Annotated in this window: 27 protein-coding genes, 1 CRISPR repeat array and 1 riboswitch; of the genes, 13 read left to right on the forward strand and 14 right to left on the reverse strand. The window is 65.0% G+C overall.

Annotated elements, in window-relative coordinates:
• The 3 genes from cas1e (at position 1) to EGJ86_RS06640 (ending at position 3,943) form a co-directional block, all read left to right on the forward strand.
• A complete protein-coding gene (cas1e, locus tag EGJ86_RS06630) occupies positions 1-927 on the forward strand; it encodes a type I-E CRISPR-associated endonuclease Cas1e (RefSeq protein ID WP_218565875.1) in 927 nt (308 codons plus the stop codon).
• The gene (gene cas2e, locus EGJ86_RS06635) at positions 927-1,226 is read left to right on the forward strand and encodes a type I-E CRISPR-associated endoribonuclease Cas2e (protein WP_125834496.1); all 300 of its coding nucleotides are present in this window, start codon (positions 927-929) and stop codon (positions 1,224-1,226) included. Before cas1e ends, cas2e begins: the two co-directional genes overlap by 1 nt.
• Positions 1,227-1,292: 66 nt before the next feature.
• Positions 1,293-2,969: a CRISPR direct-repeat array (repeat unit 29 nt; unit sequence GTGTTCCCCGCGCCAGCGGGGATGAACCG).
• Positions 2,970-3,007: 38 nt separating this feature from the next.
• A riboswitch (cobalamin riboswitch) is annotated at positions 3,008-3,211 on the forward strand.
• Positions 3,212-3,262: 51 nt separating this feature from the next.
• On the forward strand, positions 3,263-3,943 hold the full coding sequence (locus EGJ86_RS06640) for an energy-coupling factor ABC transporter permease (RefSeq protein WP_106733510.1): 681 nt from the start codon (positions 3,263-3,265) through the stop codon (positions 3,941-3,943).
• Between the two features lie 9 nt (positions 3,944-3,952).
• On the opposite strand, the gene EGJ86_RS06645 is transcribed toward EGJ86_RS06640, so the two are convergent.
• Positions 3,953-4,681 carry a hypothetical protein gene (locus tag EGJ86_RS06645; protein WP_106733511.1) on the reverse strand — a complete coding sequence of 243 codons (729 nt, stop codon included), beginning with the start codon at positions 4,679-4,681 and terminating at the stop codon, positions 3,953-3,955.
• A gap of 67 nt (positions 4,682-4,748) precedes the next feature.
• Here EGJ86_RS06645 and amn point away from each other — a divergent pair, with 67 nt between their 5' ends.
• Positions 4,749-6,281 carry an AMP nucleosidase gene (gene amn / locus EGJ86_RS06650; protein ID WP_177429645.1) on the forward strand — a complete coding sequence of 511 codons (1,533 nt, stop codon included), beginning with the start codon at positions 4,749-4,751 and terminating at the stop codon, positions 6,279-6,281.
• A 1-nt stretch (position 6,282) separates the two neighbouring features.
• Here amn and EGJ86_RS06655 read toward each other — a convergent pair whose 3' ends face one another.
• Positions 6,283-7,254 (reverse strand): threonine dehydratase, encoded by a 972-nt coding sequence (locus tag EGJ86_RS06655; RefSeq protein WP_125834497.1) that lies wholly within the window; start codon positions 7,252-7,254, stop codon positions 6,283-6,285.
• Between the two features lie 80 nt (positions 7,255-7,334).
• On the opposite strand from EGJ86_RS06655, the gene EGJ86_RS06660 reads away from it, so the two are divergent.
• Positions 7,335-8,678 carry a PLP-dependent aminotransferase family protein gene (locus EGJ86_RS06660; protein WP_125834498.1) on the forward strand — a complete coding sequence of 448 codons (1,344 nt, stop codon included), beginning with the start codon at positions 7,335-7,337 and terminating at the stop codon, positions 8,676-8,678.
• On the opposite strand, the gene EGJ86_RS06665 is transcribed toward EGJ86_RS06660, so the two are convergent.
• Together EGJ86_RS06665 and EGJ86_RS06670 are read right to left on the reverse strand one after the other, a co-directional pair.
• Positions 8,671-9,111 (reverse strand): acetyltransferase, encoded by a 441-nt coding sequence (locus tag EGJ86_RS06665; RefSeq protein WP_125834499.1) that lies wholly within the window; start codon positions 9,109-9,111, stop codon positions 8,671-8,673. The two genes, EGJ86_RS06660 and EGJ86_RS06665, sit on opposite strands and share 8 nt — an antisense overlap.
• A gap of 59 nt (positions 9,112-9,170) precedes the next feature.
• Positions 9,171-10,202 (reverse strand): NAD(P)-dependent alcohol dehydrogenase, encoded by a 1,032-nt coding sequence (locus tag EGJ86_RS06670; protein ID WP_125834500.1) that lies wholly within the window; start codon positions 10,200-10,202, stop codon positions 9,171-9,173.
• Positions 10,203-10,375: 173 nt separating this feature from the next.
• Here EGJ86_RS06670 and EGJ86_RS06675 point away from each other — a divergent pair, with 173 nt between their 5' ends.
• Positions 10,376-10,945: a pseudouridine synthase gene (locus tag EGJ86_RS06675; protein WP_177432790.1), complete on the forward strand. Its 570-nt coding sequence runs from the start codon at positions 10,376-10,378 to the stop codon at positions 10,943-10,945.
• 208 nt (positions 10,946-11,153) lie between these two features.
• Here the strand turns inward: EGJ86_RS06675 and EGJ86_RS06680 are convergent, their stop codons facing one another.
• The 5 genes from EGJ86_RS06680 to EGJ86_RS06700 all read right to left on the reverse strand — a co-directional run bounded on the left by EGJ86_RS06680 (position 11,154) and on the right by EGJ86_RS06700 (position 14,074).
• On the reverse strand, positions 11,154-11,546 hold the full coding sequence (locus EGJ86_RS06680) for a globin (protein WP_106733518.1): 393 nt from the start codon (positions 11,544-11,546) through the stop codon (positions 11,154-11,156).
• A gap of 69 nt (positions 11,547-11,615) precedes the next feature.
• A complete protein-coding gene (locus EGJ86_RS06685) occupies positions 11,616-11,834 on the reverse strand; it encodes a DUF2788 domain-containing protein (protein WP_003240295.1) in 219 nt (72 codons plus the stop codon).
• Between the two features lie 89 nt (positions 11,835-11,923).
• Positions 11,924-12,403, reverse strand: coding sequence for an Lrp/AsnC family transcriptional regulator (locus EGJ86_RS06690; protein WP_004424680.1), 480 nt, complete (start codon positions 12,401-12,403; stop codon positions 11,924-11,926).
• 365 nt (positions 12,404-12,768) lie between these two features.
• Positions 12,769-13,650, reverse strand: a complete 882-nt coding sequence (locus EGJ86_RS06695) for a cation diffusion facilitator family transporter (RefSeq protein ID WP_125834502.1) — start codon at positions 13,648-13,650, stop codon at positions 12,769-12,771.
• Positions 13,651-13,654: 4 nt separating this feature from the next.
• On the reverse strand, positions 13,655-14,074 hold the full coding sequence (locus tag EGJ86_RS06700; RefSeq protein ID WP_125834503.1) for a polyribonucleotide nucleotidyltransferase: 420 nt from the start codon (positions 14,072-14,074) through the stop codon (positions 13,655-13,657).
• Positions 14,075-14,222: 148 nt separating this feature from the next.
• Here EGJ86_RS06700 and hrpB point away from each other — a divergent pair, with 148 nt between their 5' ends.
• Positions 14,223-16,757, forward strand: coding sequence for an ATP-dependent helicase HrpB (gene hrpB / locus EGJ86_RS06705; RefSeq protein WP_125834504.1), 2,535 nt, complete (start codon positions 14,223-14,225; stop codon positions 16,755-16,757).
• A 10-nt stretch (positions 16,758-16,767) separates the two neighbouring features.
• Complete coding sequence (locus EGJ86_RS06710) at positions 16,768-17,574, forward strand: TlpA disulfide reductase family protein (RefSeq protein ID WP_125834505.1); 807 nt, start codon at positions 16,768-16,770, stop codon at positions 17,572-17,574.
• A 4-nt stretch (positions 17,575-17,578) separates the two neighbouring features.
• Here EGJ86_RS06710 and EGJ86_RS06715 read toward each other — a convergent pair whose 3' ends face one another.
• A complete protein-coding gene (locus EGJ86_RS06715) occupies positions 17,579-18,313 on the reverse strand; it encodes an ABC transporter substrate-binding protein (RefSeq protein WP_125834506.1) in 735 nt (244 codons plus the stop codon).
• 96 nt (positions 18,314-18,409) lie between these two features.
• Entirely contained in the window at positions 18,410-19,501 is a 1,092-nt protein-coding gene (locus tag EGJ86_RS06720) for an endonuclease/exonuclease/phosphatase family protein (RefSeq protein ID WP_125834507.1), read from the reverse strand.
• Positions 19,502-19,723: 222 nt separating this feature from the next.
• Here EGJ86_RS06720 and EGJ86_RS06725 point away from each other — a divergent pair, with 222 nt between their 5' ends.
• Entirely contained in the window at positions 19,724-20,569 is an 846-nt protein-coding gene (locus EGJ86_RS06725; protein WP_099526221.1) for an SDR family oxidoreductase, read from the forward strand.
• Complete coding sequence (locus tag EGJ86_RS06730; protein WP_125834508.1) at positions 20,569-21,312, forward strand: ABC transporter substrate-binding protein; 744 nt, start codon at positions 20,569-20,571, stop codon at positions 21,310-21,312. The genes EGJ86_RS06725 and EGJ86_RS06730 overlap by 1 nt, the downstream gene beginning before the upstream one ends.
• A gap of 12 nt (positions 21,313-21,324) precedes the next feature.
• On the opposite strand, the gene EGJ86_RS06735 is transcribed toward EGJ86_RS06730, so the two are convergent.
• The 3 genes from EGJ86_RS06735 to EGJ86_RS06745 form a co-directional block, all read right to left on the reverse strand.
• Complete coding sequence (locus EGJ86_RS06735; protein ID WP_125834509.1) at positions 21,325-21,759, reverse strand: VOC family protein; 435 nt, start codon at positions 21,757-21,759, stop codon at positions 21,325-21,327.
• Positions 21,760-21,818: 59 nt separating this feature from the next.
• Complete coding sequence (locus tag EGJ86_RS06740; protein WP_125834510.1) at positions 21,819-22,487, reverse strand: hypothetical protein; 669 nt, start codon at positions 22,485-22,487, stop codon at positions 21,819-21,821.
• Positions 22,488-22,550: 63 nt separating this feature from the next.
• Positions 22,551-23,036 carry a YbaK/EbsC family protein gene (locus EGJ86_RS06745; protein WP_125834511.1) on the reverse strand — a complete coding sequence of 162 codons (486 nt, stop codon included), beginning with the start codon at positions 23,034-23,036 and terminating at the stop codon, positions 22,551-22,553.
• Positions 23,037-23,137: 101 nt separating this feature from the next.
• On the opposite strand from EGJ86_RS06745, the gene EGJ86_RS06750 reads away from it, so the two are divergent.
• From EGJ86_RS06750 to EGJ86_RS06760, 3 genes are all read left to right on the forward strand, one after another.
• Positions 23,138-23,617 carry an NYN domain-containing protein gene (locus tag EGJ86_RS06750; RefSeq protein WP_099526217.1) on the forward strand — a complete coding sequence of 160 codons (480 nt, stop codon included), beginning with the start codon at positions 23,138-23,140 and terminating at the stop codon, positions 23,615-23,617.
• A gap of 8 nt (positions 23,618-23,625) precedes the next feature.
• Positions 23,626-24,228 carry a PolC-type DNA polymerase III gene (locus EGJ86_RS06755; RefSeq protein WP_125834512.1) on the forward strand — a complete coding sequence of 201 codons (603 nt, stop codon included), beginning with the start codon at positions 23,626-23,628 and terminating at the stop codon, positions 24,226-24,228.
• 225 nt (positions 24,229-24,453) lie between these two features.
• The gene (locus tag EGJ86_RS06760) at positions 24,454-25,797 is read left to right on the forward strand and encodes a DEAD/DEAH box helicase (protein WP_125834513.1); all 1,344 of its coding nucleotides are present in this window, start codon (positions 24,454-24,456) and stop codon (positions 25,795-25,797) included.
• Positions 25,798-25,811: the final 14 nt, after the last annotated feature.

Raw genomic sequence — 25,811 nt, forward strand, 5'->3', positions numbered from 1 at the left:
ATGGCCGGTAACCTGCTGCCTCCGCTCAAACCCCTTCCGATGAAGGATCGGGTGTCGATGATCTTCGTCCAGTACGGGCAGATCGACGTGCAGGATGGCGCCTTCGTGGTGATCGACAAGACCGGCGTGCGCATGCACATCCCGGTTGGTTCGGTGGCTTGCATCATGCTCGAACCCGGTACGCGTGTTTCGCATGCCGCCGTGCATCTGGCTTCCACTGTCGGCACTTTGCTGGTGTGGGTGGGCGAGTCCGGCGTGCGCCTGTATGCCAGTGGTCAGCCGGGCGGGGCGCGGGCGGATCGCTTGCTCTACCAGGCCAAGCTGGCGCTGGATGACGAACTGCGGCTCAAGGTGGTGCGCAAAATGTACGAACTGCGTTTTCAGGAGCCAGCACCGGCCCGGCGCAGCGTCGAGCAGTTGCGTGGCATCGAGGGCGCCCGCGTGCGCGAAACCTACAAGTTGCTGGCCAAGCAATACGGCGTCGACTGGCGCGCGCGTAACTATGACCGCAACGAGTGGGATGCAGCGGACATACCCAACCGTTGCCTGTCGGCAGCGACTTCCTGCCTGTATGGCATTACCGAAGCCGCCGTGCTGGCGGCAGGCTATGCGCCGGCGGTGGGGTTTATCCACACCGGCAAACCGTTGTCCTTCGTCTACGATATCGCCGACCTGTTCAAGTTCGAGACCGTGGTGCCGCTGGCCTTTCGCATCGCCGCCAAGGCTCCGCACCTGCCCGAGCGTGAGGTGCGTCTCGGCTGCCGCGACCTGTTCCGCTCCAGCAAGATCCTGGCGAAGATCATTCCCACCATCGAAGAGGTGCTGTCCGCTGGCGGCATCTCGCCGCCTGAAGCACCGCCGGAGTCAGTGCCACCGGCTATTCCCAATCCTGAAAGCATCGGCGACGCCGGGCACAGGGCGCAGTAATGAGCTTTCTGGTCGTGGTCACCGAGAACGTCCCGCCGCGCCTGCGTGGGCGTATGGCCATCTGGCTGCTGGAGGTGCGTGCGGGTGTTTACATCGGCGACGTATCCAAACGCACCCGGGAAATGATCTGGGAGCAATTGAGCCAGGGACATGAAGACGGCAACGTGGTCATGGCCTGGGCGAGCAACCACGAGTCGGGTTACGAGTTCCAGACGCTAGGCCCGAATCGCCGTTTGCCGGTGGACTTCGATGGCCTGAATCTGGTCGCCTTTCACCCCTTGGAAAACCCTGATCTTTAACAAAGAAAAGTTGGTAGATTTTTAGCGGCTGATTTTCCCCTTTAGGAACAGTTGGTTACGCTAAGGGTGTTCCCCGCGCCAGCGGGGATGAACCTTGGCGGAATTGGCGTGAGGGGGATTTGATTACGTGTTCCCCGCGCCAGCGGGGATGAACCGTTATTGCCTTCGCGACTATTTCAATACAGGCCGTGTTCCCCGCGCCAGCGGGGATGAACCGTCCATGGTGATTTGCTGAGCCATGGCAATCTGGTGTTCCCCGCGCCAGCGGGGATGAACCGCTGATGCTCGGAGTGGTTTTTGTACTTCGGGTGTGTTCCCCGCGCCAGCGGGGATGAACCGGCCCGCCAGGCCGAGGCCCGGATCCAGGGCGAGTGTTCCCCGCGCCAGCGGGGATGAACCGCCGCGTAATATCGGGGTTTAGCTTCCATTCTGGTGTTCCCCGCGCCAGCGGGGATGAACCGGCTCATTGCAGGATCTCCAGAACTTCGGTGGTGTGTTCCCCGCGCCAGCGGGGATGAACCGCTGTCGGATCTGTTTTTCGCGATCGGTGACGCGTGTTCCCCGCGCCAGCGGGGATGAACCGGTGAATGCGGTGGAGATTCCCGAGATCTACCGGTGTTCCCCGCGCCAGCGGGGATGAACCGACACCGAGCACACCATCACCACCGCCTGCACCGTGTTCCCCGCGCCAGCGGGGATGAACCGGCGGGCAATGATTTCGGCATGCAGCGACCGATGTGTTCCCCGCGCCAGCGGGGATGAACCGCCGAGGTAGGTGCCGACCATCAGGCCGATGAAGTGTTCCCCGCGCCAGCGGGGATGAACCGATCTCCCGCGACGAGATAGGCATCACCAGCCAGTGTTCCCCGCGCCAGCGGGGATGAACCGAGCTTCGAGGCAGCAAGGAAGAAAACTCAGGAGTGTTCCCCGCGCCAGCGGGGATGAACCGCAACAATCTCAGAAATGGGGCCGTAGTTAAGCGTGTTCCCCGCGCCAGCGGGGATGAACCGCAATCGGCTGAATCGATCCACTTCTCGCCGAAGTGTTCCCCGCGCCAGCGGGGATGAACCGCGTGTGGACGAAACCCGTGTCGACCTGCTCGGGTGTTCCCCGCGCCAGCGGGGATGAACCGACCATGTACGCCCAGTGCACCAACATGGCCTGGTGTTCCCCGCGCCAGCGGGGATGAACCGCCATCCGCGCCGCCATGCCCGGCATGCTCGCCGTGTTCCCCGCGCCAGCGGGGATGAACCGGCCCGGTCTGCCTCGGTGAGGTAGTTGGTGAGGTGTTCCCCGCGCCAGCGGGGATGAACCGATGTTCCCACCAGGCGCGCCAGTGGCAGTCCAGTGTTCCCCGCGCCAGCGGGGATGAACCGTCTTTGCCGGCGCCGACTTGAATCTTGCCGCTGTGTTCCCCGCGCCAGCGGGGATGAACCGGCAAAATCACGGGCGACGTAATCGCTAGCGCGGTGTTCCCCGCGCCAGCGGGGATGAACCGCCCGGCTCATCGGCCACGGCATAAGCTCCCTCGTGTTCCCCGCGCCAGCGGGGATGAACCGCCTTCGCGGCCTCGATGCGCGCCTTGATGACCGTGTTCCCCGCGCCAGCGGGGATGAACCGCTGCGCCGCCAGGTTCTGGATCTGCGTGCGCACGTGTTCCCCGCGCCAGCGGGGATGAACCGGCGACTATGGCCCGCAGCGCCCAGCCTGGGTTGTGTTCCCCGCGTCAGAGGGAATGAGCCAAGCGCCACTCTGCGCGCTGTTTTTTAGCCGGGCAGGCGAGTAATCTTGCCGCCGATGGTTCTGCGTGCACGTACGTGATGCGGATGAAAAGGGAACAGGGTGCGGCGACTCTCGCCAATGCCCTGGCTGCCCCCGCAACTGTAAGCGGCGAACGATGCCCTCATGCCACTGACTCCGGTCGGGAAGGCGGGCGGAGTGCCAAGCCGTGAGCCAGGAGACCTGCCATCGACAACGGGCGTTTCGCCCACCCTCTATCCGAATCGTCGCGCGGTGGGCGCGGCAAAGGAACTCGCATGCATATCGAACCCGGTGTCGTCGAAGGCGCCAAGATCCTGCTCAGCTACGCAACGGCCGTCACCGCTTTCGGCCTGACCGCCAAACTCGCCCTGGACAGCGTCCGCAGCAACGGTGGTGCCGCCGCCCTGGCGCTGCGCAGCCTGCTGACCACCGCGCTGGTGTTCTGCTTCTTCGAGGTGTTTCCGCATCATGCGGTGGGCGTTTCCGAGGTGCACCTGATCCTTGGTTCTACCTTGTTGTTGCTGTTCGGCGCTGGTGCCGCAGCCATCGGTCTGGCGGCTGGTTTGCTGCTGCAGGGGCTGCTGTTCGCTCAGTTCGACCTGCCGCAGTACGGCATGAACGTCACCACGCTGCTGATCCCGCTGTGGGGCATCAGCCTGCTGGCCAAGCGCATCGTTGCGCCCGGCACCGCGTACGTCGATCTTTCCTACAAGCAGGCGCTGGCGCTGTCGACTGCCTATCAGGGCGGCATCGTCGCCTGGGTTGCGTTCTGGGCCTTCTACGGTCACGGCTTCTCCAGCGAGAACCTGGCGGCCGTGGGCAGTTTCGGTCTGGCCTATATGAGCGTGATCCTGGTCGAACCGCTGATCGACCTGGGTGTGCTGGCCGGGGCCAAGGCGCTGTCGCGCTTCAGCCAGGGGCCGCTGTTCAACGTGCGCCTGCATCAGACTGCCTGACCCCGTCACTCAGCGGCGGCGCTGCCAGATCATCTTGCCGGTATTGCTCTCGGTGACCAGGTACTGGTCGCTGAAGCGGTAGTAGGCGGCAGGTTGATAATCGGTGGCGCCACTCAGGCGCACCATCAGCATGCCGTCCTGGCTGCGCCAGTGGCCGCTGTACTGCATCTCGCCGGGGCTGTCGTAGCTCCAGTCGCTGCCGCCGCCGACCGAGCGACTCCACTGCGTGACGCTACCGTCGGCATTCAGTTGAAGGGTCATCAGGGTGTTGAACGAGGCGAAGTTGGCGCCGCCGCTGTTGATGATCTTCTCGTGCACCCAGGTGCCGACCAGCGCCGAATCCTGAGCGCCTGCGACGGAAGGCGTCGCCGCCGTTGTTGCGGCTTCGCGCTGGAACAATGCCTGGCGTTCCAGCGCCTCGCCGTTGCGGGGATTGCGCGCCGCAATGCTGGTGTTGAGCATGGCGTTGGCATAGGTGGCGTTCATGTTGGCCAGCAGCAGGCCGGTCTGTGGGTCGCTGATCTCGGCACGTAGCAGTTTGCCGTCGTAACGGCCTTTGACGATCAGGCGTAGATGCTGGTTCTCCACGTACTCGCCTTCCACCATGGTGTCGTTCTGGCGCAGGATCAGCTCGCTCGACTGGCCGTCGAGCGTGGCCCGGTAGTGGCCATCGAGTTCACCAGCTTGAGTGCTTGAGCACGAGGCCACGACCAACAGCACAACGATTGCACGACGCATGAAGATGACCTCTGAACAATTGCTCCAAGCCTAGTCGTTGGCAGCGCGATGTGAGGTCTGTCGCGCTATGTTTTCGTCACCGTATGCAGGCAAGATAGGCGCGTACGTTCAGTCAGGAAGATGCACAGTGAAAGCCTGCTCAGATGATTTCATCATTGCCCATACCCCCGAAGAAGCAGTCGACCGCCTCGCCGCGTTGCACCAGGAGGCCACTGGCGCCCTGAGCCACGCTCTCAAGCGCTACCTCAAGGAGCGCATCCGCCCCGATGCTAGCGAGCACTGTCTGTTTCGCTACCCCGAATTGCGCCTGACCTACCTGTGCCAGGGCGAGGTGCCGACCACCGTGCGCGCCTATGCCAAGGTACAGGTGCCGGGCACCTACGCCATCACGGTGACCCAGCCGGCGGCCTTTCGCAAATACTTGCTGGAGCAGCTGCGCCCATTGATGAACGACTTCACCCTGCGTGTGGAAGTCGGCCGCAGCCAGCAGAACATTCCTTACCCATACGTGGTCGAGGGCGGCGATGAGCTGGCCGGCAGTGGCGTGACCGCCGCCGAGCTGGCGCGCGTATTTCCCAGCACCGACCTGTCCGCCGCCACCGACGGCACCGCCGATGGCCTCTACGACTGGGAGAACATCGATCCGCTGCCCCTGGCGCTGTTCGATGCGGCGCGCACCGACTTCTCGCTCAAGCGCATCCAGCACTACACCGGCAGCGACTGGCGCCACGTGCAGCCGTGGATCCTGCTGACCAACTACCACCGTTACGTCGACCAGTTCATCCGCCATGGCCTGGACATGCTGGTGGGCGACTCGCGCTTCACCCGTATGGTGCTGCCGGGCAACGTGGTGATCGAGCGTGGTATGGCCGAAGGCGAGATGCAGGCGATCATCGAGAACGTGGTCTGGCACCGCTACCAGATGCCGGCCTACCACCTGCAGGCCGAGGACGGCCACGGCATCACCCTGGTCAACATCGGCGTCGGCCCATCCAACGCCAAGAACATTACCGACCACCTGGCCGTGCTGCGCCCGCATTGCTGGCTGATGATCGGTCACTGCGGCGGTCTGCGTCAGTCGCAGACCATCGGTGACTACGTGCTGGCCCATGCCTATATGCGCCGCGACGGCATTCTCGACCGCGTGCTGCCGCCGCATATTCCGCTGCCGGCGCTGGCTGAAGTGCAGCAGGCGCTGCAGGAAGCCGCCAAGCTGGTCACTGGCGAAGAGGGCGACGAACTGAAGAAACGCCTGCGCACCGGCACCGTACTGACCTACGACGACCGCAATTGGGAGCTGCGCTGGGCCCAGGAACGGCCGTTGATCAACCTGTCACGCGCGGTGGCGGTGGACATGGAAAGCGGCACCATCGCCGCCCAGGGCTATCGCCTGCGGGTGCCCTACGGCACGCTGTTGTGCGTGTCGGACAAGCCGCTGCACAGCGAGATCAAGCTGCCCGGTGCGGCGGGCGCCTTCTACGAGCGCGCGGTAACCCAGCACCTGCATATCGGCATCGCCGCGCTGGAGCTGATGCGTAGCCAGCTCAATTCGCTGCACTCGCGCAAGTTGCGCAGTTTCGACGAGCCGCCGTTCCGCTAAGTCAGGCCGCGACGGGCGCCTCGTCACGCAGCAGTTCGGCCAGTGCTGCGCGGTCGATGTTGGCGCCGCTGAGCACCACGGCCACGCGCTGGCCGGCATTGAGCTCACGCTCCTGCATCAGCGCAGCCAACGCCGCTGCGCCGGCGCCCTCTGCGAGATTGTGAGTGTCCTCGTGGTAGGCGCGGATGGCGGCGCGAATTTCCTCGTCGTCGACCCGCACGATGCGTGCGGCGCCGGCGCGAATCATGTCCAGCGCCAATTGTTGCGGCTGGCGGCAGGCCATGCCGTCGGCCAGGGTGTCTGCGCGTTCGGTCTGTACCAGGCGGCCTTGCTCGAAGCTGCGTGCATAGGCGTCGGCACCGCTGGCGCCGACGCCGACGATCTCGGTATCGAGGCCGAGCAGGTCGCGGGTGCGGATCATCCCGCAGATGCCCGAGCCCATGCCGATGGGCACGTACACCCGGCGCAGGTTCGGTACCGTCTCCAGCAGCTCCAGGGCATAGGTGGCCACGCCGCGCACCAGATCCTCATGCAGAGACGGCACCCAGTGCAGGCCGTCGCATTCGGCGATGCGCGCGGCGTCGGCACGGGCTTCGTCGAAGTCGCGGCCATGTTCGATCACCTCGGCGCCGAGAGCGCGCATCGCCGCGTTTTTCTCGCGGGCGTTGCCATGCGGCACCAGGATGCGAATGGCCAGGCCGGCTGCGCGCGCCGCCAGTGCCAGGCTCTGGCCGTGGTTGCCACGGGTGGCGGTGACCAATCCGCGTACCTGCGGTTCGCGACGCAGCAGGGCGTCGATATAGACCAGCCCGCCGCGCACCTTGAAGGCGGCAGTCGGGGCGTGATTCTCGTGTTTGACCCAGACCTCGCAGCCCAGGCGCTGGGCGAGCAGCGGCCAGGCCAGTTGCGGCGTGGCCGCCATATGGCGGTGAACCAGTTCAGCGCTCTGGCGCAGTTGGGCGAGGTCGAACATGACAGGCACTCCGAGTGGTGTTGACCCGGATGCTAGTGCGGCGCATTGTATGGGTAAATCTTTATATTGCATGGCAAGCAATGTGGCTTCCTGATTTTCAAGACAGCTCCCTACCGACGTACCTGGCACTGGTCGAGGCCATCGCTGCGGCCATTGGTCGTGGCGAACTCAAGCCCGGCGAGCGCTTGCCGCCGCAGCGACGTCTGGCCTGGACGCTGGGCATCAACCCGAGCACGGTGATGCTTGCCTACCGTGAGGCAGCGCGTCGGCACTTGGTTTCCGGCGAGGTCGGACGCGGCACTTATGTGCTCGCCGGCAGCCGCGAGGCGAGCCTGTTCCGCCTCAAGCAGCCGTCCGCGCAGGGCGAACTGATCGACCTGTCGACCAACGTACCGGTGCATGACCCGGACAACCTCGATCTTTCCGCCAGCCTCGCTGCGCTGGCTGCTCGTGGCGAACTGGACGCGTTGCAGGCCTACCCGTCGGCAGCGCTGGTCGAGCGCGCGCACCTGGCCGGCGCCACCTGGCTGCGTCGCCGCGGCCTGGAGTTGGCGCCGGGCGGCCTGCTGCTCTGCGCCGGTGCCCAGCAGGGCGTGGCGGCCGCGCTGCTGGCGCTGTGCGAGGCGGGTGAGCCGATCCTGGTGGAGCGTTACACCGCGCCGGGGATCAAGGCCGCCGCACGTCAATTGCGCCTGCCGCTGCACGGCGTGGCGATGGACGAGTACGGCATCCTGCCCGATGACCTCGATCGCCTGGCTCGTGCCACAGGTGCGCGCGTGGCGGTGTTCACGCCCTGTTTGCAGAATCCCACCGGCGCCAGCCTGGACGCCGAGCGCCGCGTGGCTATCGCCGAGGTGGCGCGGCGCCGTGGCTTGTGGATCCTCGAGGACGATGTCTACGGTGTGCTCGGCAGCGAGGCACCGCTGGCGGTGCGGCTGCCTGAGCGCTGCCTGCTGATCAGCAGTCTGTCCAAGAGCGTCGCACCCGGCTTGCGCCTGGGCTTTATCGCCGGTGCCCCCGAGCTGCTCGAACGTATCGACCCCGAGGCTCAGGCCACCCGTTGGGCGGTGACGCCGCTGAGCCTGGCGCTGGGCTGTGAATGGATCGAAAGCGGCATCGCCGAACAGCGCCTGGCCTGGCAGATCGATGAGCTGCAACAGCGCTGGCGCCTGGCCGCGCGCGTGCTCGGGCCGCGTATGCCGCAGGGCAGGGCGGTGGCGCCGCACCTGTGGCTGGATGCTGCAACGCCGGCTGGTCTGGCCGAGGCGTGCCGGCAGCATGGCGTCGAGGTGGTACCGGCCGAGGTGTTCGCGGTCGAGGCCAATCCGGGGCACGCCGTGCGCGTCAGCCTCGCTGCGGCAGCCAGCCGGGTAGAGCTCAAGCAGGCGCTGGAAGGAATCGTGGCGGCCTGGCCAGTCAGTTGAGTGCCATATGCAGGATCGGGAATGGACGGCCGCCGCCGTCCAGGCGCGAGCGGTCGGTCACGACGAACCCCAGGTGTTGGTAGAAGCCGACGGCCTGCGGGTTCTGTTCGTTGACGTCGACCCGGGTGGCGCCCAGCACGTCGATGGCGTGGCGCATCAGTCGCTTGCCCACGCCCTGGCCGTGGCAGGCGGGGTCGACGAAGAGCATTTCCACCATGCCTTCGCTGGTGCCGAGAAAGCCCAGTATTCGCCCTGAGTCATCGCGCGCACAGGTCAGCTGTACGGCTGGGAAATACTGCTCGCGCAGCAAGGGCTTGATCACCTGCAAGTCGCTCTCCGGCAGGAAGTGGTGGGTGGCGCGTACGGCAGCCTCCCAGATTTCCACCAGGGTGGGCATTTCGGCATCAATGGGGGTGTCGAGAACCAGCGGCATGACGGCAAGCATCTTGGATGAAACGGGGCGCAGAGCATGCCAGCTCTGCGCCCGTGCTGTCATTTGCTGGCGTCGAGCACCACACGGTAGCGCGCCTTGCCGCTGCGCAGATGGTCGATGGCCGCGTTCACCTGGCTCATGGGGAATTGCTCGACCTGCGGCAGAATTTGATGCCGCGCGCAGAATTCGAGCATGGTCGCCATGCTCGAGGGCGAGCCCACCGGTGAGCCGGACAGGCTCTTCTGCTGCGGGATCAGGTTGAACACGTGCACCGGGATGGCGCTGGGCACGATGCCGACGAAGTGTAGGCGGCCTTTGCCACGCAGGGTACCGATCAGGGCGGCCCAGTCGAGGTCGGCGCTGGCCGTGACCAGGAGGAAATCCAGGGTGCCGGCAATCGCCTTCATCGCTGCGCTGTCGGTGGAGGCCACCACCTTGTGTGCACCCAGGCGTTTGGCTTCATCCTGCTTGTTCAACGACGAGGTAAAGGCTGTCACCTCGCAGCCCCAGGCATGGAGAAAACGCAGCGCCAGGTGACCGAGGCCGCCGATGCCGACCACGCCGACGCGGTCGGTGGGCTTGATGTCGAACTCCAGCAGCGGGCTGAATACCGTGGAGCCGGCGCAGAACAGCGGGCCGACCAGCGCCGGGTCGAGACCGTCGGGCAGCGGCACGGCCCAGGCCCAGTGCGAGCGCAGGCGGTCGGCGAAACCACCGTGGCTGCCAACTATGGTCGGCTTCACCGAGCGGCACAGCTGGTGCGAGCCTTCCATGCACGAACCGCAGTGCATGCAACTGCCCTTGTACCAGCCGATACCGACCCGTTGACCCAGCTTGAGGCCGCGCGACTGCTCGCCGAGGCGGACGATGGTGCCGACCACTTCATGGCCGGGGATGAAGGGGTAGCGTGCATTGCCCCATTCGTTGTCGATCATCGACTGGTCGGAGTGGCAGATGCCGCAATATTCCACCGCCACTTCCACCTCTTCGGCGCCGAGTGGACCGGGGTCGTAGCTCAGGCGTTCCAATGGCGCCTTGGGCGTGGTGGCGGCCCAGCCGGTGAAGGTGGCAAGTTCGGCGTTGTTGCTCATCGGTGGCTCCTGATCGCAGGGGTGAATCAGCAGCTTAGCTGCTCTGACAGACCGTGGAAGCACCATCAACGCCGCTTATCGTGAGTTACACTGCGCAGCCCAGTTTCATCGAAGCCCGTTGCATGTCGCGCCCTCGTCCCCCCGCCAGTCGTCGCCCAGCCGCTCCCCGTCGCGTGGCCAAGGCTCCGCCTGTGCAGCCGCGCCTGTTGATCCTTAACAAGCCGTTCGACGTGCTTACCCAGTTCAACGATGAGCAGGGTCGCGCCACGCTCAGGGACTTCGTCGATATGCCCGGTGTCTACCCGGCCGGGCGTCTGGATCGCGACAGCGAAGGCCTGCTCTTGCTGACCAACGATGGCCGTCTGCAGGCGCGTATCGCCGACCCCAAGCACAAGCTGCCGAAGACCTACTGGGTGCAGGTGGAGGGCGAGCCGAGCGATGAACAGTTGCAGCAGCTCCGCGATGGCGTGACGCTCAATGACGGCCCGACCCTGCCGGCTGAGGCGCGGCGCCTGGACGAGCCCGAGTTGTGGGAGCGCAACCCGCCGGTACGCTTTCGCAAGAGCGTGCCGACGGCCTGGCTGGAGTTGGTGATTCGCGAGGGGCGTAATCGTCAGGTGCGGCGCATGACCGCTGCGGTTGGATTGCCGACCCTGCGCCTGGTGCGCGTGGCCATCGGGCCGTGGCGGGTGGATGGGTTGAAGCCTGGGCAGTGGCGTGAGGTGCCCGCGCAGTTGCCGTAGAGGCGCGCGGATTGCCTGATGAAGCACTGAAAATCCATTTACCGTCACTCCCGCGCAGACGGGGGCCCAGTTTCTAGGTTCCCGCCTTCGCGGGAATGACGACTGTTTAAGAACCTAGTGTGTCGTGGGGCCGCCTGGGCTGCGCGCACCCGTGCTCAGGGCTGCGGTCGATTTGTCGCAGCTGCGACCCTGGCGACCCTGACCTGAATCAATAACCCGCCTTGATCACGGCGATACCTTTGTTCAGCACTTCACGCCAGGCCTGGCGCACGTCTGCGTCGCACTCCTTGTCGTGTTCGCTGATGGTCGCCAGCAGTGCGTCGAGCCACAGGTCGTAGAGTTCCGGGCGAATGTCCAGACGCTCACGCGAATGCGATTCGCCGAGGGCGCGCAGCTTGGTGTCAGGCATGCCGCGGGCGTGCATCACCAGGTTGAGAATGCCCTGGCGCAGCAGCTGTTTCTGCGCGCTCATGTCGGTGTCGACGAACTTCTCGCGAATCAGCGGTGAGCTGGCGAGGAAGTGGCGGTAGAAACTATCGAAGAAATCCGGGCTGGCGCAGCAGCGTCCATAGCTCTGCATCACCAGATTGGCGGCGCTCATATGTCTTTCCTTGAGTGGGCTGCAGGCCGCGTATACGGCGGCCTGGCTCGATTACGTTGGCAGGCTGGGTCAGCCGTGAATGCCGCGCGCGGTCTCGATGATGTAGGTAATGATCGGCTTGGCGAGGAAGGCGAACAGGCACAGGCCCAGGCCGAGGAACAGGATGGCGGTACCGAGGCGGCCGGCCTTGGACTTCTTCGCTAGGTCCCAGATGATGAAGAACATGAACAGCATCAGGCCGCCCACCAGGACGTACATCATCAGGGCTTCAAATTGTTCGGTTTCCATGGTGCCTCGTGATTCGGACGGAAAACGCAGGGCGAAAATTATACGCGCCTGAGCCAGGGCGCGGCATGATCCGCTTCACCCTGCGACTTTCAGTCGCGCAGGTGCTGCAACGGCAACTGCGTGCTGGACAGAATCTGCTGCAGCACGAAGCTCGAACGCACGCTGGATACTCCGTCGATACGGGTCAGGGTGCCGAGCAGCAGCTTCTGGTAATGATCCATGTCCGGCACCACCACCTTGAGCTGGTAGTCAGCGTCCATACCGGTGACCAGGCAGCATTCCAGCACTTCCGGGCATTTGCGGATTTCATCCTGAAAGTGTTCGAAGCGCTCTGGTGTGTGCCGGTCCATGCCGATCAGCACGTAGGCGGTCAGGCTCAGGCCGAGCTTCTTACGGTCGAGCAGGGCAACCTGGCCGGTGATGTAACCGTCGTCTTCCAGCTGCTTGACCCGGCGCGAGCAGGGCGATGGCGAGAGGCCGATACGTTCGGCGAGTTCCTGGTTGGACAGGGCAGCGTTGCGCTGCAATTCGGCGAGAATGTTCAGGTCGTAACGGTCGAGTTTGTCCATTTTTCATCTGGCTCATTATTTGATTGCGCCAGATAGTGCTCCTTTAGTTGTAAATTGCGCAATTGGTAAATTTGTAAGCAATATTAGCAATCTTATTTCGGCGCGGCGGGCGTAAGCTTTCTCTCAGTTTCACGGCCCGGACGACAAGTCCTACCGGCCTCGCCCAACCAGGTGAGCCGGCGCCGACGGTCCTACCGGACCGCACCGGCACCCGGGTCCGCACTGCCCAACCAGGCGGGCGAGGAAAGCGGCGACAACATCGCCAGCACCGGACAGATTTCCCGAGGGGGCCGCAAGGCCCCTTTTTTAGTGCCTGAAATTTCCGTTTCCTGAGGCGTACCGAAAGGCGGGGCAGGACCTTGCGGTCAGTGCTGGACCACTTCCTGCGGGTCGGCGTGCACCAGCACTTCGGCGCGTGGGTAATGCGCGTGAATCGCCTTTTCCACGGCCTCGCAGTGCGCATGCGCGTCGGACAGGCTCATCTCGCCCGGCAGTTCCAGGTGCAACTGGACGAACCAGCGCGTGCCGGAAATGCGTGTGCGCAGGTCATGCGAGCCCAGTACGCCTGGTACGGCATTGGCCAGCGCATACATGTGCTGAGAGGTTTCGCTGGGCAACTCCTCGTCCATCAGTACGGCCACCGCGCCGCGTACGATGCTGATGGCGCTCCAGAAGATGTAGAAGGCGATACCGATGGCGAAGATCGCATCCATCTGCAGCCAGCCGAAGCGGGTCAGCAACAGGGCGAGGAGAATGCTGCTGTTGAGCAGGATGTCGGAGCGGTAGTGCAGCGAGTCGGCGTGAATCGCGGTAGAACCGGTCTCGCGCACCACCTTGCGTTGAAAGGTCAGCAGGGTGACGGTCAGTCCCAGCGACAGCAGCATGACGGCGATGCCGACGCCTTCGGCCTCCAGCGGTTGTGGAGATTGCAGGCGTTCGATGCCCTGCAGGCCGATCAGCACAGCGCTGACGCCGATGAACAGCGCCTGACCCAGCCCGGCCAGGGCTTCGGCCTTGCCGTGGCCGTAGCGGTGATCCTCGTCGGCCGGGCGCAGGGCGAAGTGCACGGCGATCAGGTTGATCAGCGAGGCGGCGCTATCGAGCAGCGAATCGGTGAGGCCGGCCAGCAGACTGACCGAACCGCTCAGCCACCAGGCAATCGCCTTGGCCAGCACCAGCGTCAGCGCTACGGTCAGCGCTGCGCGGGTGGCCAGGCGCATCAGCCTGGCATGCTGCGGGTTGTGCATGGGCTCAGGCAGCCGGGCGCAGGCCGTAGGCAACCAGTTGCTCGGCGCTACCGCTGTGCTGGATCAGGCGCGGATCATCGAGTGGCAGTTGGTGGCCGGTGCTGGTTTCAATCAGACTCTTGAGCGCGTACTGGTCGACCTTGCCGTCTTCGCCGATCAGCTTCTGCAGCTGTTGCGGGTCGACTTGAACGGTCTGGCCTTCGGGCAGGTAGATGGCGCCGGTGGCGAAGTCCACGGCGAAGGCGATCAGGCCGGGAATTACATAGAACAGCAGACCGACGGCGTTTGCTACGGCAATCGCTGGGTCGATCTTGCCTTCGATCTGGCCACGACGATCCGGGTAGAAGATCGATCCACAGGCGGTCAGTTGAGTGAGCAGGGTAGCGGCGACAACGCCAGCGATGACGCGGGATTTCGTGCGCATGAGCACCTCCTGGAAAAAGTGGCGCAACTATAGCAGTTCGCCATTGCAAAGCCGCGGGTTGCAGCGGTTGTCGATAAGACCGGCGGCAGCGCTGGCGGTTCGCCGCATCGCGGCTGCTTTATAATCGCTGGCCTGCTGTGGAGAAATGATGAACACCCTGCCGATCGATTCGCTGCTGCCTGATTTGCGCGATGCACTGAGCGCCCGCCACGAAGTGGTGCTGGAGGCGCCGCCCGGCGCCGGCAAGACCACCCGCGTGCCGCTGGCGCTGCTCGACGCGCCCTGGCTGGCCGGGCAAACCATCCTCATGCTCGAACCGCGCCGCCTGGCTGCGCGTGCTGCCGCCGAGCGCCTGGCCAGTGAGCTCGGCGAGCGGGTGGGCGAGACGGTTGGCTATCGCATTCGTCTGGATAGCAAGGTCGGGCCGAAGACCCGTATCGAGGTGGTCACCGAAGGCATTCTCGCCCGCCGCCTGCAGGACGACTCGGCGCTGGATGGCGTTGGCCTGGTGATCTTCGATGAGTTTCATGAAAGAAGCCTGGATGCCGATCTGGCCTTGGCGCTGACGCTCAACGGCCGCGCCATGTTCCGCGCGGCGGACAGTGGCGAGGCGCCGCTCAAGGTGCTGCTGATGTCCGCCACCCTCGAAGGCGAGCGCCTGTCGGCGTTGCTGGGCGATGCGCCGGTGCTGCGCAGTGAAGGCCGCATGTTCCCGGTGGATATTCGCTGGAGCGCGCCGTTTCAGCCCGGCGAGTGGATCGAGCCGCGTGTGCTGCAGACGGTGCAGCAGGCACTGGCCGACGAGCCGGGCAGCCTTCTGGTGTTCCTGCCCGGCCAGGCCGAGATTCGCCGCGTGGCCGAGCAACTGGGCGAGGCGCTGAGCGGTCGCGACGATATCCTGCTCTGCCCGCTGCATGGTGAGCTGGAACTGTCCGCCCAGCGCGCCGCCATCGAGCCGGCCCCGGCAGGCAAGCGCAAGGTGGTGTTGGCGACGAACATCGCCGAGACCAGCCTGACCATCGACGGCGTGCGCGTGGTGGTCGATGTCGGCCTGGCGCGGGTGCCGCGCTTCGACCCGGCCAGCGGCATGACGCGCCTTGATACCCAGCGCATTTCCCGCGCTTCGGCCACCCAGCGTGCCGGTCGTGCTGGCCGCCTGCAGCCGGGTGCCTGCTATCGATTGTGGTCACAGGCGCAGCACGAGCAGCTCAGCGCCTATTCCGGTGCGGAAATCCTTCAGGCCGATCTGTCCGGTCTGGCCCTGCAACTGCTGCGCTGGGGCGTGACGCCGCAGGAGCTGAGTTGGCTCGACGTGCCACCGCCCGCCGCCTACGCCCAGGCGCTGGATCTGCTCGGCCGCCTCGGTGCGCTGGATGAGCGCGGCGCGCTGAACGCCCATGGCCAGGCCATGGCCGAGCTGCCCAGCCATCCGCGCATTGCCCATCTGCTGCTGCGCGGTCGGGCTCTGGGCCTCGGTGCACTGGCTTGCGACCTGGCGGCGTTGTTGTCCGAACGCGATATCCTGCGCGGCGGTGGCGCTGATCTGCACAGCCGCTTAACCCTGCTATCTGGTGAAAGCCGCGCCGCGCGCAGTGCCCAAGGTGGTGTGCAGCGCGCGCGGCAACTGGCGAAACAGTTTCACGGGTTGATCAAGAATCGTCCGGTGACTCAGGCGGTGAGCGACCCCGAGCACCCACGCTGGCTCGGCTGCCTGCTGGCTTTCGCCTACCCGGATCGCATCGCCCAGCAGCGCCGTGCTGGTGGCGCCGACTACCGCCTGGCCAATGGCCGCGCGGCGCAGTTCGGTGAAGCCGATGCCCTGATGAAGCACGAATGGCTGGTGGTCGCTGACCTGGGCAGTCGCCAGGGCCAGCGCGAGGAACGCATCTACCTGGCTGCCGATCTCGACCCGGCGCTGTTCGTCGGGGAGTTGGCCGAGCAGCTGCAGACGCTGGAGGTGCTCGACTGGGACGAGCGCGAGGGCGTGCTGCGTGCCGAGCGCCAGCGTAAGGTTGGCGAACTGGTGCTTGAGCGTCAGGCATTGGCCACGCTGGACGAGCAGGCACGTTGCCGCGCCCTGGTCGGGCTGGTGCGGCGCAAGGGACTGGAGCTGTTGCCCTGGACGCCCGAGTTGCGCCAATGGCAGGCGCGCGTGGCGCTGTTGCGTGAACTGGACATGCAGCAACAGGGGCAGAGCGAATGGTCTGATCTGTCCGATACCGCGCTGCTGGCCAGCCTCGATCAGTGGTTGACGCCATATCTGGGCAAGGTCAATCGCCTCAGCCATTTTACCAACCTCGATCTGCCTTCGATCCTGCAGACGCTGTTGCCCTGGCCGTTGCCGCAACGCCTCGACGAGTTGGCACCGCGTGCGCTGAGCGTGCCGTCAGGCTCGCGCATCGCCATCGACTACACGGAAAATCCGCCGGTGCTCGCCGTGCGCCTGCAGGAGCTGTTCGGCTTGGCTGCCACGCCGCGCATCGCCGGTGGTCGCTTGGGCCTCAAGCTGCATTTGCTTTCGCCAGCACGCCGTCCAGTGCAGGTGACCCAGGACCTCGCCAGCTTCTGGGCCAATACCTATCTCGAGGTGAAGAAGGATTTGAAAGGCCGGTATCCGAAGCACTACTGGCCGGACGATCCCTTGATTGCCGAGCCCACTGCGCGAGCAAAGCCGCGCAAATAGAGGAGATGCAATGCTGACCCTCGACATCGGGCCGCTTGCCCTTGGCGTTTCTCACGTGCTGCTGTTCGGCAGTCTGCTGCTGGCCACGCTGGTCGGTTGGTTGATTGGCCGTCGACATGGCTGCAATCCGGAACGACAGCTGTTTCGCATGTTGCTGCTGGCACTGGTCGTCGCACGGCTGGCCTTCGTGCTGGTGTATGCCGAGTTCTACCGCGAGGCGCCGTGGCGGGTGGTGGATATTCGCGATGGTGGTTTCATCGCCTGGCCGGGTGTGCTCGCCGTGCTGATGCTGGGCGCCTGGTATCTCTGGCATCGGGCACAACTGCGGCGGCCCTTGGGGGTGGCGATGAGCGTCGGCCTGGCGCTGTGGCTGGGCGGCAGCCTGGTGCTGCAGGCGCTGGAGCAGGGCACGCGGCTGCCCGATCTGCAGGTGCGGGATATGCAGGGTAATCCTGTGAATCTGCGCGACTACGCGGGACAGCCGTTGGTGGTCAATCTCTGGGCCACCTGGTGCCCGCCCTGCCGGCGTGAGATGCCGGTGCTGATGCAGGCGCAGCAGCGCGAAGCCGGGATTACCATCCTGTTCGTCAACCAGGGGGAGAGCGCTGCGTTGGTGAAAGATTTCCTCCTGGCGCAGCAACTGAGTCTGGACAACCTGCTACTCGACGAGCAAGTGCAACTGGGCCAGTTGGTGGGCTCGCGAGCGTTACCCACCACACTTTTCTACGATGCCGAAGGGCGGCAGGTCGGCAGTCATCTGGGCGAGCTGTCGCACGCCAGTCTGGAGCGGGCGCTGGCCCAATTGCGTGGCGATTGACGCGTCAATACAGCCACAGATCTTCGCCGGCATCCTGCAATTGCTGATACACCCGATCCAGGTCCTCGCGCAGGCGCTCGGCATCAGGCGCATGGCGGGAGTAGATCAGCCGTAGCGGCAGGCGTTGCACCTCGACGAAGGGCAGGTCGCCCATGCCCAGTGTGCGTTTGGCCTGTTCGACGGGGGCCTGGTAATCCAGCAGGTAGTCGCCGCGTCGGCGCTGGAGCATTTCCAGAGCTGAAGTGTGGTTGGACGTGCGGTGACGGGTGATGTTGCGCGCCGGATCTTCCAGCCACTGATTGACGTCCTGCCAGTAGCTGTAGCCGGTGATCAGAATCACCCCGCGATCCTGCAGGTCTTCCGGGATGCGTGGCGCGGGTGTGCCGTGGCGAAAGTACAGGTTGAGAGTGATCTCGCCCAGCAGATGCTTGCCTTCGAGGGTGTGCCCGGCCAGCTCCGGTTTGCCTGAGGCGCCGGCCCAGATATGGATACTGCCGTCGAGCAGACCGCCGTAGAGGCGGGCGCCGGGGTAGGAGCGAAAGTCCGCCTGGTATCCCGCCTCGTCGAGCAGGCGTGCGGCCAGCTCCAGGCCCGAACCGCTGGGCTGGCCTTGCGCGTCGGTATAAGAATAGGGCGGAAACTCGTAGTAACCGACGTGCACACGTTGTCTGGCCTCTGCCGCATGGGCGGCATGCAGCCATAGCAGGGCGATGAAGAACAGGCAGAAGGGTCTTGGCATCCGAGTATCGCGGCTCTTCGCCGTCTTTTCGTTGTTATCGAGTGGTGCTCAACGAGCATGGACAAGTCCCGGTGGGCTTGTCCAGTTCTGCGCGGTTTATTCCTGACTCGGCAGGAAAAAACGACCGATCACCGGCAAATGATCGGAAATGGTCAGGGTATCGCGCTGACGAACCCGGCTGGCGAGCGGCGTCAGGCGGGGGCTGTAGAACAGGTAGTCGAGGGTACGATCCGGGCCGCTGGCCGCGGGGTCGTTGGGGTAGTGGGTGTACCATCTGGCCTGATCCCCGCCACTGGCCTGTTGCAGGCTAGGAATCATCGGATAGCGGCGGGCCAGATCCTGAAGTTCGCTATCGGCGGCATACCAGCTGCGCTGGTTCTCTGGCAGATGCTGGAACTGACCGGGCGGTAGCAGGTTGAGATCGCCACCCAGCACCCAGGTCTTGCCGGCTTTTTGCAGTTGCTGAAGCAAGCCATCGGTCATCTCTACCTGGCGCTGCATGGTATCTGCGCCCTGGGCGAAGGCATCGAAATGGGTGTTGATCGCTACCAGTTCGTCGCCACCGCGAATCGGCAGGTAGCTGACCAGCAGCGCGCGCTTGAGTTGAAACTGGCGGCTCAGCAGGTCGCTATCGAGCATGGGCAGTTGCAGGCGTTCGGCGCGGGCGATCTGGAAGCGGCTGAGGGTGCCGAGTTTCATGCCGACGCTGCCGAGGATGTGCGGGTGCGGGACGAAGCCGGCCTTCCAGTAGAACGCCTGAGTACTGCACGGGTAGAGATCGCCCAGGCGCGCCTGCAACAGGGCCAACTGATCCTGGTAGTCGCTGGCCCTGGCGTTGTCATGCAGCTCCTGCAGCAGCACCACGTCGGGCTTTTCGTCGCGCAGGATGCGCACCACTTCATCCAGCGTCAGGGCCAGGTCTTCGCTGCTCGGGCGTTCGTCCGGGCCATCGCCGCCGGGCAGGTCGTACCAGAACACGTAGCGTTTGCCGGCCAGGTATTGCACGTTCCAGGTCATCACCTTGAGCGCTTGGCCAGGTTGCAGTTGTGCGACCTGGCCGCTACACGACACGGCCGCCTCTTCATGGGGTTGCGGGCGCCAGGTCAGGGCGTAGACCAACGCGAGCAGCACGGCGAGCGAGGGCAGCGCGATGAGCAGGAGCAGGCGAAGCGGACGATGCAGAGACATGATGAAACGGGCGACTATGCTGGAAGGAGGCGAGGATACCCGAGTGCGTCGGATCGGCCCAGGCATGCGCAGTGCATAGCGGTTCCCGCTCCGTTTCGCCCGCCAGGGACAGCGGCCAGGGGCTGCAGTACCATGCCGAAAGGTTCGACAGGCCGCGCCGTCGGCCGTCATGCGGGATGCTGACTGGCAGCGTCGCCAACACTGGGCTTTGGGGAGCCGTGCATGTATCGCAAGGTATTTGCCAACAAGGTATTCGACCGCAAGGTAGTGCTGATCACCGGTGGCTGCGCTGGCATTGGCCGGGCGTTGGCCATGCGCTTGGCACAGGCGGGCGCGCGCCTGGTGATTCTCGACCTCAATCAGGCGGCGCTGGACAGCCTGGTGCAGCACCTGGCTGATCACCACAACGCCGAAGCGCTCGGTCTGCTCTGTGACGTCGCCGATGCCGGGGCCGTGCAGCGCGCCGTGGCGCTGGCAATCGAGCGTTTTGGTGGGATCGACGTGTTGGTCAACAACGCCGGCATCACCCACCGCAGCACGTTCGCCGAGACCAGCCTGGAGGTCTTCCAGCGAGTCATGGCGGTCAACTATTTCGGTGCCCTGCATTGCACGCAGGCGGCATTGCCCAGCCTGATCGCCCGGCGTGGGCAGATCATCGTGCTCAGTTCCTTGTCCGGTATCGCGCCCTTGCTCTATCGCAGCGCCTACAACGCCAGCAAGCACGCACTGCACGGCTTGTTCGAAACCCTGCGCTACGAGCTCAAGGGTTCGGGGGTGAACGTGATGCTGGTGTGCCCGGGCTTCACCGCCACCGACCTGCGCAAGAATGCCCTGGTTGGCGACGGCTCGGTGGCGGCCCAGGCACCGCTGGCGATGGGCAAGGTCGCCTCGCCGCAGGATGTGGCGGACGCCATCTACCAGGGCGCGCTCAAGCGTCGCCGCCTGTTGGTGCTGTCGAACGTCGATTGGCGCGCGCGGGTGCTGGCGCGTTTCTTCCCCAGGCTGTTCGAGCGCGTGCTGCTGCCACGCCTGTCCGGCCTGAAGCCGCGCAACCAGGGGCGCATCTGATGCGTGCCTGGCTGTTGATCCTGCTGGTGCTGGCGCCGTTGTGCCGGGCCGATGAGGTGCCGCCGCTGCGCGTCATGACCGATCTGTGGCCGCCGTTTCGCATGCTCAGGGAAGATGGCCAGTTGCAGGGGCTGGACATCGATCTGCTCAACGAGCTGTCACGCCGCACCGGCATGCGTTTCGACGTGCAGCGCGCCCCCTGGGCGCGTGGGCTGGCGGCGTTGGAGCAGGGCACCGCGGACATGATGACCGGCCTGGCCAAAACGCCTGAGCGCGAGCGCTATATTCGTTATCTGGATGTGCCGTACTACGCCTGCTCACCGCGCTTCTACGCGAGCCCGGCGCTGGCTGCGCAATTGAACGACTATGCATCGCTACGCGGGCTGCGGATCGGCTATGTGCTGGAGTCGGTGTATTTCCAGCCGTTCGACAGCGACGAGGCGCTGGACGAGGTCGGCGTCAGCAATGAGCAGCAGCTGCTGGAAATGCTCACGCGTGGTCGCATCGATGCTCTGGTCGGCACCGACTGCCAGGTCGACTATTCCCTGCTCGATCCAAAGCTGGCCGGGCGGATCGCCAAGGCTGCCTACCAACCCGAGGCGCGCACCGAACTCTATATCGGTTTCTCGCGCAAACGCCTGGCGCGTATGCCAGAGCTGGCTGCTGCGCTCGATACCCTGCTGCATGAAGGATGGCTCGCCAACGCCGCGCTGCGCTACCAGCCAGTGGTGGCGAACCAGTAGGCGCTTGGTGCGTCAGCCGTGGTCGTGCTGCGCCTCGCCGGCGAGCATCAGCGCCACGTCCCAGAAGGCAGCCTCGATCTTGTGGCCATCGAGATCCCTGACGAAACACCCGTAATAGGGCTCGCCATAATCCGGGCGCGGCCCTGGCTGGCCTTCGTCCTTGCCACCGGCTGCCAGTGCTGCTTCGTGAAACGCATGCACCGAGGCCTTGTCCGGAGCGACGAAGCCGAAGTGGCTGCCATTGCCCAGCGTTGCGGGTTGACCGTTGATCGGTGTCTGCACCCAGAACTCCGGGTACTCACGGCCGAAGGCCACCGCACCGGGGTGGCGCATGATCTCTCGGCAACCGAGGGTCGCCAGCACCTTGGCGTAGAAGGCGCTGGCGGCGTCGAAGTCATTGGTGCCGATGGAGACGTGGGACAGGATGCTCGGGTTCGTTTCGCTCATGGCGCTCTCCTTACGCTGGCCAAAGCTGCAAGCCTAGCAGGTAGTTTTTCAACAGCCTGCTAGTCACTGTTCTCGGCATTCGCCGCCTGCTGCGGTTCGAGCAGCATGAACAGGCGGAACAGCACGACGATGGCGAACAGTTGCAGGAAGCCGTTGCCGGCCTGATGCAGCACCCACAGCAGGGTGTCGCTCTGGCTTGGCTGCGTCCACCAGTCGAGCAGCCACAGCGGTACCAGCACGTTGGCCAGGCAGGAGAATACCGGCCAGAAGCGCCCCTCGGTCATCGTGAAGCTGGCCTGCAGCGCGCGTAGCGGTGGCTCCTGGCGCAGCACCAGGATCAGTTCGGAGAAGGCCAGGCGCATCATGATCCAGATGCCCGGTACGATGAACAGCGACAGCCCGAGCATGATTGCCAGGGTGCTCAGCCCCGCCATCAGGGCGAAGGTCGGCCACAACTGTAGGCCCGCCGCGAACAGCTGCGCATTGCCAGGCGTCTGACCGATGCTGCGTGCATGCAGGAAGAGAATCAGCGGCGCGGCATACAGCGGGTAGAAGAGAATGCCGAGCAAGATGCCGTAGGCCGGGTTGGCGCCTTCGCCGAGCTGGGCGGCGAGCAACGTTTGGGCGATTGCTTCGAGCAGCAACAGTGGCAGGGTCAGGCGGGCAATGGCCGCCAGGTTGTGGCTGGAGAAAAACCAGGCGTCACGCAGGACGGACAGAGGCTTCATCGGCAGGTCACCAAGTATGGGGGCGTGGGCGCTGTGGCCGTTCGCCGGGGCAGTCGAATGGGTTCAAGAGTACTCCAGCTGCGCGTTGGGCTGCGCCTTGAGCAGACGCGGCAGTTCGCCGCCGGGCACTTCCAGGGTCAGTTCGGGCGGGCCGGGCGAATACAGCAGAAAGTCGCAGGTCAGCACCGCGCGATCGATCAGCAGGGTGATGCTGGCGTCATGACCGAACGGGCAGGCGCACATCGGCACGCAGCCGGTTTGCTCGATCAGTTCCTCGTCGCTGGCGATGCGCGGGCGACTGCCGAGCAGCGTCTTGAGCCCGGCCCAGTCGGCGCGGGCGCCTTCAAGGGTGATCAGCATGGCGTAGCGCTTTGCACCGTTGCGCAGGAACAGGCTCTTGCTCTCCACTCCGCGCAGGCCGAAACGCTGGCGCACGGCATGGGCGGTGGGGTAATCCAGCACCGGCTCATGCTCGACCAGGCGGTGGCTGATTCCCAGGCGCTGGAGCAGATCGAGGTTACGCTGGCACAGCTGTTGGAGAGGCGTCATGGCGCCAAGGATAGGGGCTGCGCCGCGCCCGGGCCAGCCCTGGGCGCGCCTGCCGCCCGGCTCTGGCATACTGGCGGCTTCGTCGCCCCCGAGGACTCCAGGTGAAGAAGATCGCCGTATTCGCCGATGTGCAGAACCTCTACTACACGGTGCGCCAGGTGCATGGCTGCCATTTCGACTACAGCGTGCTGTGGGCCGAGGTCAGCCGCCGTGGGGTGATCGTCGAGGCCTACGCCTATGCCATCGACCGGGGTGACGCCAAGCAGCAGCAGTTTCAGCAGATCCTGCGCAAGCTGGGTTTCACCGTGAAGCTCAAACCCTATATCCAGCGTGCTGACGGCTCGGCCAAGGGCGACTGGGACGTGGGCATCACCATCGACGTGCTCGACGCCATCGAGCGCGTCGACGAGATCGTGCTGGCCTCCGGTGACGGCGATTTCGACCTGCTGCTCGAACGCGTGCGCAGCCGTGGCGTCGAAGCCATCGCCTTCGGCGCGCCGGGGCTGACGGCGCAGTCGCTGATCCGCGCCGCCAGCCTGTACGTGCCCATCGAGGGCGAACTGTTACTACGCAATAACTGAGGTTTTACGTGGAATCCATCGCCGTCATCGACTTCGAAACCACTGGCGTGTCGCCGAGCCAGGCGCGCGCCACCGAAATCGGCGTGGCGATCATCGAGGACGGGCGAATCGTCGACCGCTACCAGAGCCTGATGAACAGTGGCGCCTGGGTGCCGCCTTTCATCGAGCAGCTCACCGGCATCAGCAACGCCATGCTGCGCAAGGCGCCGCCGTCCGATCAGGTGATGCACGAGGTGGCCGACTTCATCGGCGAGCGGCCGCTGCTGGCGCACAATGCCTCCTTCGACCAGAAGTTCTGGGACGCCGAACTGGCTCGGGTGCGTCGTCGTCGCTTGCAGCCTTTCGCCTGCTCGCTGCTGCTGTCGCGGCGCCTGCTGCCGGAGGCGCCGAGTCACAAACTTGGCAACCTCAACGCCTGGGCCGGCTTGCCTGACACCGGTCGTGCCCACCGCGCGCTGGCTGATGCCGAGATGGCCGCGAACCTGACGCTGCACCTGTTCGGCCTGCTGCGTGAGCGCCATGGCCGGCACCAGGCCGATCATGCCTTTCTCTGCCAGTTGCAGAACCTTTCGGCGGCCAAGGTGCGGGCGTTGCTGGCCACTGCCAGCTGAGTTTGCCTCGTATCTGTAGGAGCGGCTGGGCGGCATTTCACTTCAGCCGCGAAGTGCTGTGGAATTGCGTGGGCGAATCTTCAGCAACGAGCATCGCTGTCGCGGCTAAAGCCTCTCCCACGGTTTGGTAGCTTGCCGGGCAATTTCGCGGCTGAAGCCGCTCCTACGGCAGGTGTGAACGGGTAAACTACGCGCCAGTTCTTCTACTTCCTGCGGTTACCCTCCATGACCTTCGCTTCCCTCGGTTTGATCGAGCCGCTGCTGCGCACCCTTGCTGATCTCGACTACCAGACGCCGACCCCGGTGCAGAGCCAGGCCATTCCCGCTGTGCTCAAGGGCCGCGACCTGATGGCTGCCGCGCAGACCGGCACCGGCAAGACCGCCGGTTTTGCCCTGCCGGTGCTACAACGCCTGACTCTGGAAGGCCCGCAGGTCACCAGCAACAGCGTGCGTGCGCTGGTGCTGACGCCGACTCGCGAGCTGGCCGAGCAGGTGCTGCAGAGCTTCCTGACCTACGGCCAGCACCTGCCGTTGAGCAGCTACGCGGTGTACGGCGGGGTCAGCATCAACCCGCAGATGATGAAGCTGCGCAAGGGTGTCGACGTGCTAGTGGCCACGCCAGGTCGGCTGCTCGACCTGTATCGACAGAACGCCGTGAAGTTCTCCCAGCTGCAGACCCTGATGCTGGATGAAGCCGACCGCATGCTCGACCTGGGTTTTGCCCGCGAGCTGGATGAGCTGTTCAGCGCGCTGCCGAAAAAGCGCCAGACCCTGCTGTTCTCCGCCACCTTCTCCGATGCCATCCGGCAGATGGCTGGCGAGTTGCTGCGTGACCCGCTGTCGGTGGAAGTGAGCCCGCGCAACGCCGCCGCCAAGACCGTCAAGCAATGGCTGATCCCGGTGGACAAGAAGCGCAAGAGCGAGCTGTTCCTGCACCTGCTGCAGGAAAAACGCTGGGGCCAGGTGCTGGTGTTCGCCAAGACCCGCAAGGGTGTCGACCAGCTGGAGCAGGAGCTGCTGGCCATGGGCGTGGCTGCCGACTCGATCCACGGCGACAAGCCGCAGCCGAGTCGCCTGCGTGCACTGGAACGCTTCAAGGCGGGTGAGGTGCAGATACTGGTGGCCACCGACGTGGCCGCGCGCGGCCTGGATATCGACGACCTGCCGCTGGTGGTCAACCTCGATCTGCCGATCAACGCCGAGGACTACGTGCACCGCATCGGCCGAACCGGCCGCGCCGGTAGTACGGGCGAGGCGATCTCCCTGGTCTGCGCCGACGAGGTGGATCAGTTGGCGGCGATCGAGAACCTGACCCAGCAGTTGATCAAGCGTGTCGACGAGCCGGACTTCATTCCGGATCACCGCGTACCGCAGACGGCGGTGGGTGGCCAGGTCCTGAAAAAACCGAAGAAGCCTAAGCAGAAACTGATCCCCGGCGCTACCAAACCGGCCGGCAAGGGCAATATCCACCTCGGCCGCTGGTTCGAGGAAGAGGACGCCAAGCCCAAAGCCAAGGCGGTGCGCAAGGTGCCCAGCTTCGGCAGCAAGCCCAAGGGTGGCAAGAAGTAAGGGGAGCTTGCTAG

Origin of the sequence: Pseudomonas sp. o96-267 (assembly GCF_003935465.1) — a bacterium.
GTDB classification, from domain to species: Bacteria; Pseudomonadota; Gammaproteobacteria; order Pseudomonadales; family Pseudomonadaceae; genus Aquipseudomonas; species Aquipseudomonas sediminis.

Bases quoted from the DNA above. Each gene is read 5' to 3' on its own strand.
- cas1e (WP_218565875.1), top strand. From the start codon at position 1: ATGGCCGGTAACCTGCTGCCTCCGCTCAAACCCCTTCCGATGAAGGAT.
- cas2e (WP_125834496.1), top strand. From the start codon at position 927: ATGAGCTTTCTGGTCGTGGTCACCGAGAACGTCCCGCCGCGCCTGCGT.
- EGJ86_RS06640 (WP_106733510.1), top strand. From the start codon at position 3,263: ATGCATATCGAACCCGGTGTCGTCGAAGGCGCCAAGATCCTGCTCAGC.
- EGJ86_RS06645 (WP_106733511.1), bottom strand. From the start codon at position 4,681: ATGCGTCGTGCAATCGTTGTGCTGTTGGTCGTGGCCTCGTGCTCAAGC.
- amn (WP_177429645.1), top strand. From the start codon at position 4,749: ATGTTTTCGTCACCGTATGCAGGCAAGATAGGCGCGTACGTTCAGTCA.
- EGJ86_RS06655 (WP_125834497.1), bottom strand. From the start codon at position 7,254: ATGTTCGACCTCGCCCAACTGCGCCAGAGCGCTGAACTGGTTCACCGC.
- EGJ86_RS06660 (WP_125834498.1), top strand. From the start codon at position 7,335: ATGTGGCTTCCTGATTTTCAAGACAGCTCCCTACCGACGTACCTGGCA.
- EGJ86_RS06665 (WP_125834499.1), bottom strand. From the start codon at position 9,111: ATGCCGCTGGTTCTCGACACCCCCATTGATGCCGAAATGCCCACCCTG.
- EGJ86_RS06670 (WP_125834500.1), bottom strand. From the start codon at position 10,202: ATGAGCAACAACGCCGAACTTGCCACCTTCACCGGCTGGGCCGCCACC.
- EGJ86_RS06680 (WP_106733518.1), bottom strand. From the start codon at position 11,546: ATGAGCGCCGCCAATCTGGTGATGCAGAGCTATGGACGCTGCTGCGCC.
- EGJ86_RS06685 (WP_003240295.1), bottom strand. From the start codon at position 11,834: ATGGAAACCGAACAATTTGAAGCCCTGATGATGTACGTCCTGGTGGGC.
- EGJ86_RS06690 (WP_004424680.1), bottom strand. From the start codon at position 12,403: ATGGACAAACTCGACCGTTACGACCTGAACATTCTCGCCGAATTGCAG.
- EGJ86_RS06695 (WP_125834502.1), bottom strand. From the start codon at position 13,650: ATGCACAACCCGCAGCATGCCAGGCTGATGCGCCTGGCCACCCGCGCA.
- EGJ86_RS06700 (WP_125834503.1), bottom strand. From the start codon at position 14,074: ATGCGCACGAAATCCCGCGTCATCGCTGGCGTTGTCGCCGCTACCCTG.
- hrpB (WP_125834504.1), top strand. From the start codon at position 14,223: ATGAACACCCTGCCGATCGATTCGCTGCTGCCTGATTTGCGCGATGCA.
- EGJ86_RS06710 (WP_125834505.1), top strand. From the start codon at position 16,768: ATGCTGACCCTCGACATCGGGCCGCTTGCCCTTGGCGTTTCTCACGTG.
- EGJ86_RS06715 (WP_125834506.1), bottom strand. From the start codon at position 18,313: ATGCCAAGACCCTTCTGCCTGTTCTTCATCGCCCTGCTATGGCTGCAT.
- EGJ86_RS06720 (WP_125834507.1), bottom strand. From the start codon at position 19,501: ATGTCTCTGCATCGTCCGCTTCGCCTGCTCCTGCTCATCGCGCTGCCC.
- EGJ86_RS06725 (WP_099526221.1), top strand. From the start codon at position 19,724: ATGTATCGCAAGGTATTTGCCAACAAGGTATTCGACCGCAAGGTAGTG.
- EGJ86_RS06730 (WP_125834508.1), top strand. From the start codon at position 20,569: ATGCGTGCCTGGCTGTTGATCCTGCTGGTGCTGGCGCCGTTGTGCCGG.
- EGJ86_RS06735 (WP_125834509.1), bottom strand. From the start codon at position 21,759: ATGAGCGAAACGAACCCGAGCATCCTGTCCCACGTCTCCATCGGCACC.
- EGJ86_RS06740 (WP_125834510.1), bottom strand. From the start codon at position 22,487: ATGAAGCCTCTGTCCGTCCTGCGTGACGCCTGGTTTTTCTCCAGCCAC.
- EGJ86_RS06745 (WP_125834511.1), bottom strand. From the start codon at position 23,036: ATGACGCCTCTCCAACAGCTGTGCCAGCGTAACCTCGATCTGCTCCAG.
- EGJ86_RS06760 (WP_125834513.1), top strand. From the start codon at position 24,454: ATGACCTTCGCTTCCCTCGGTTTGATCGAGCCGCTGCTGCGCACCCTT.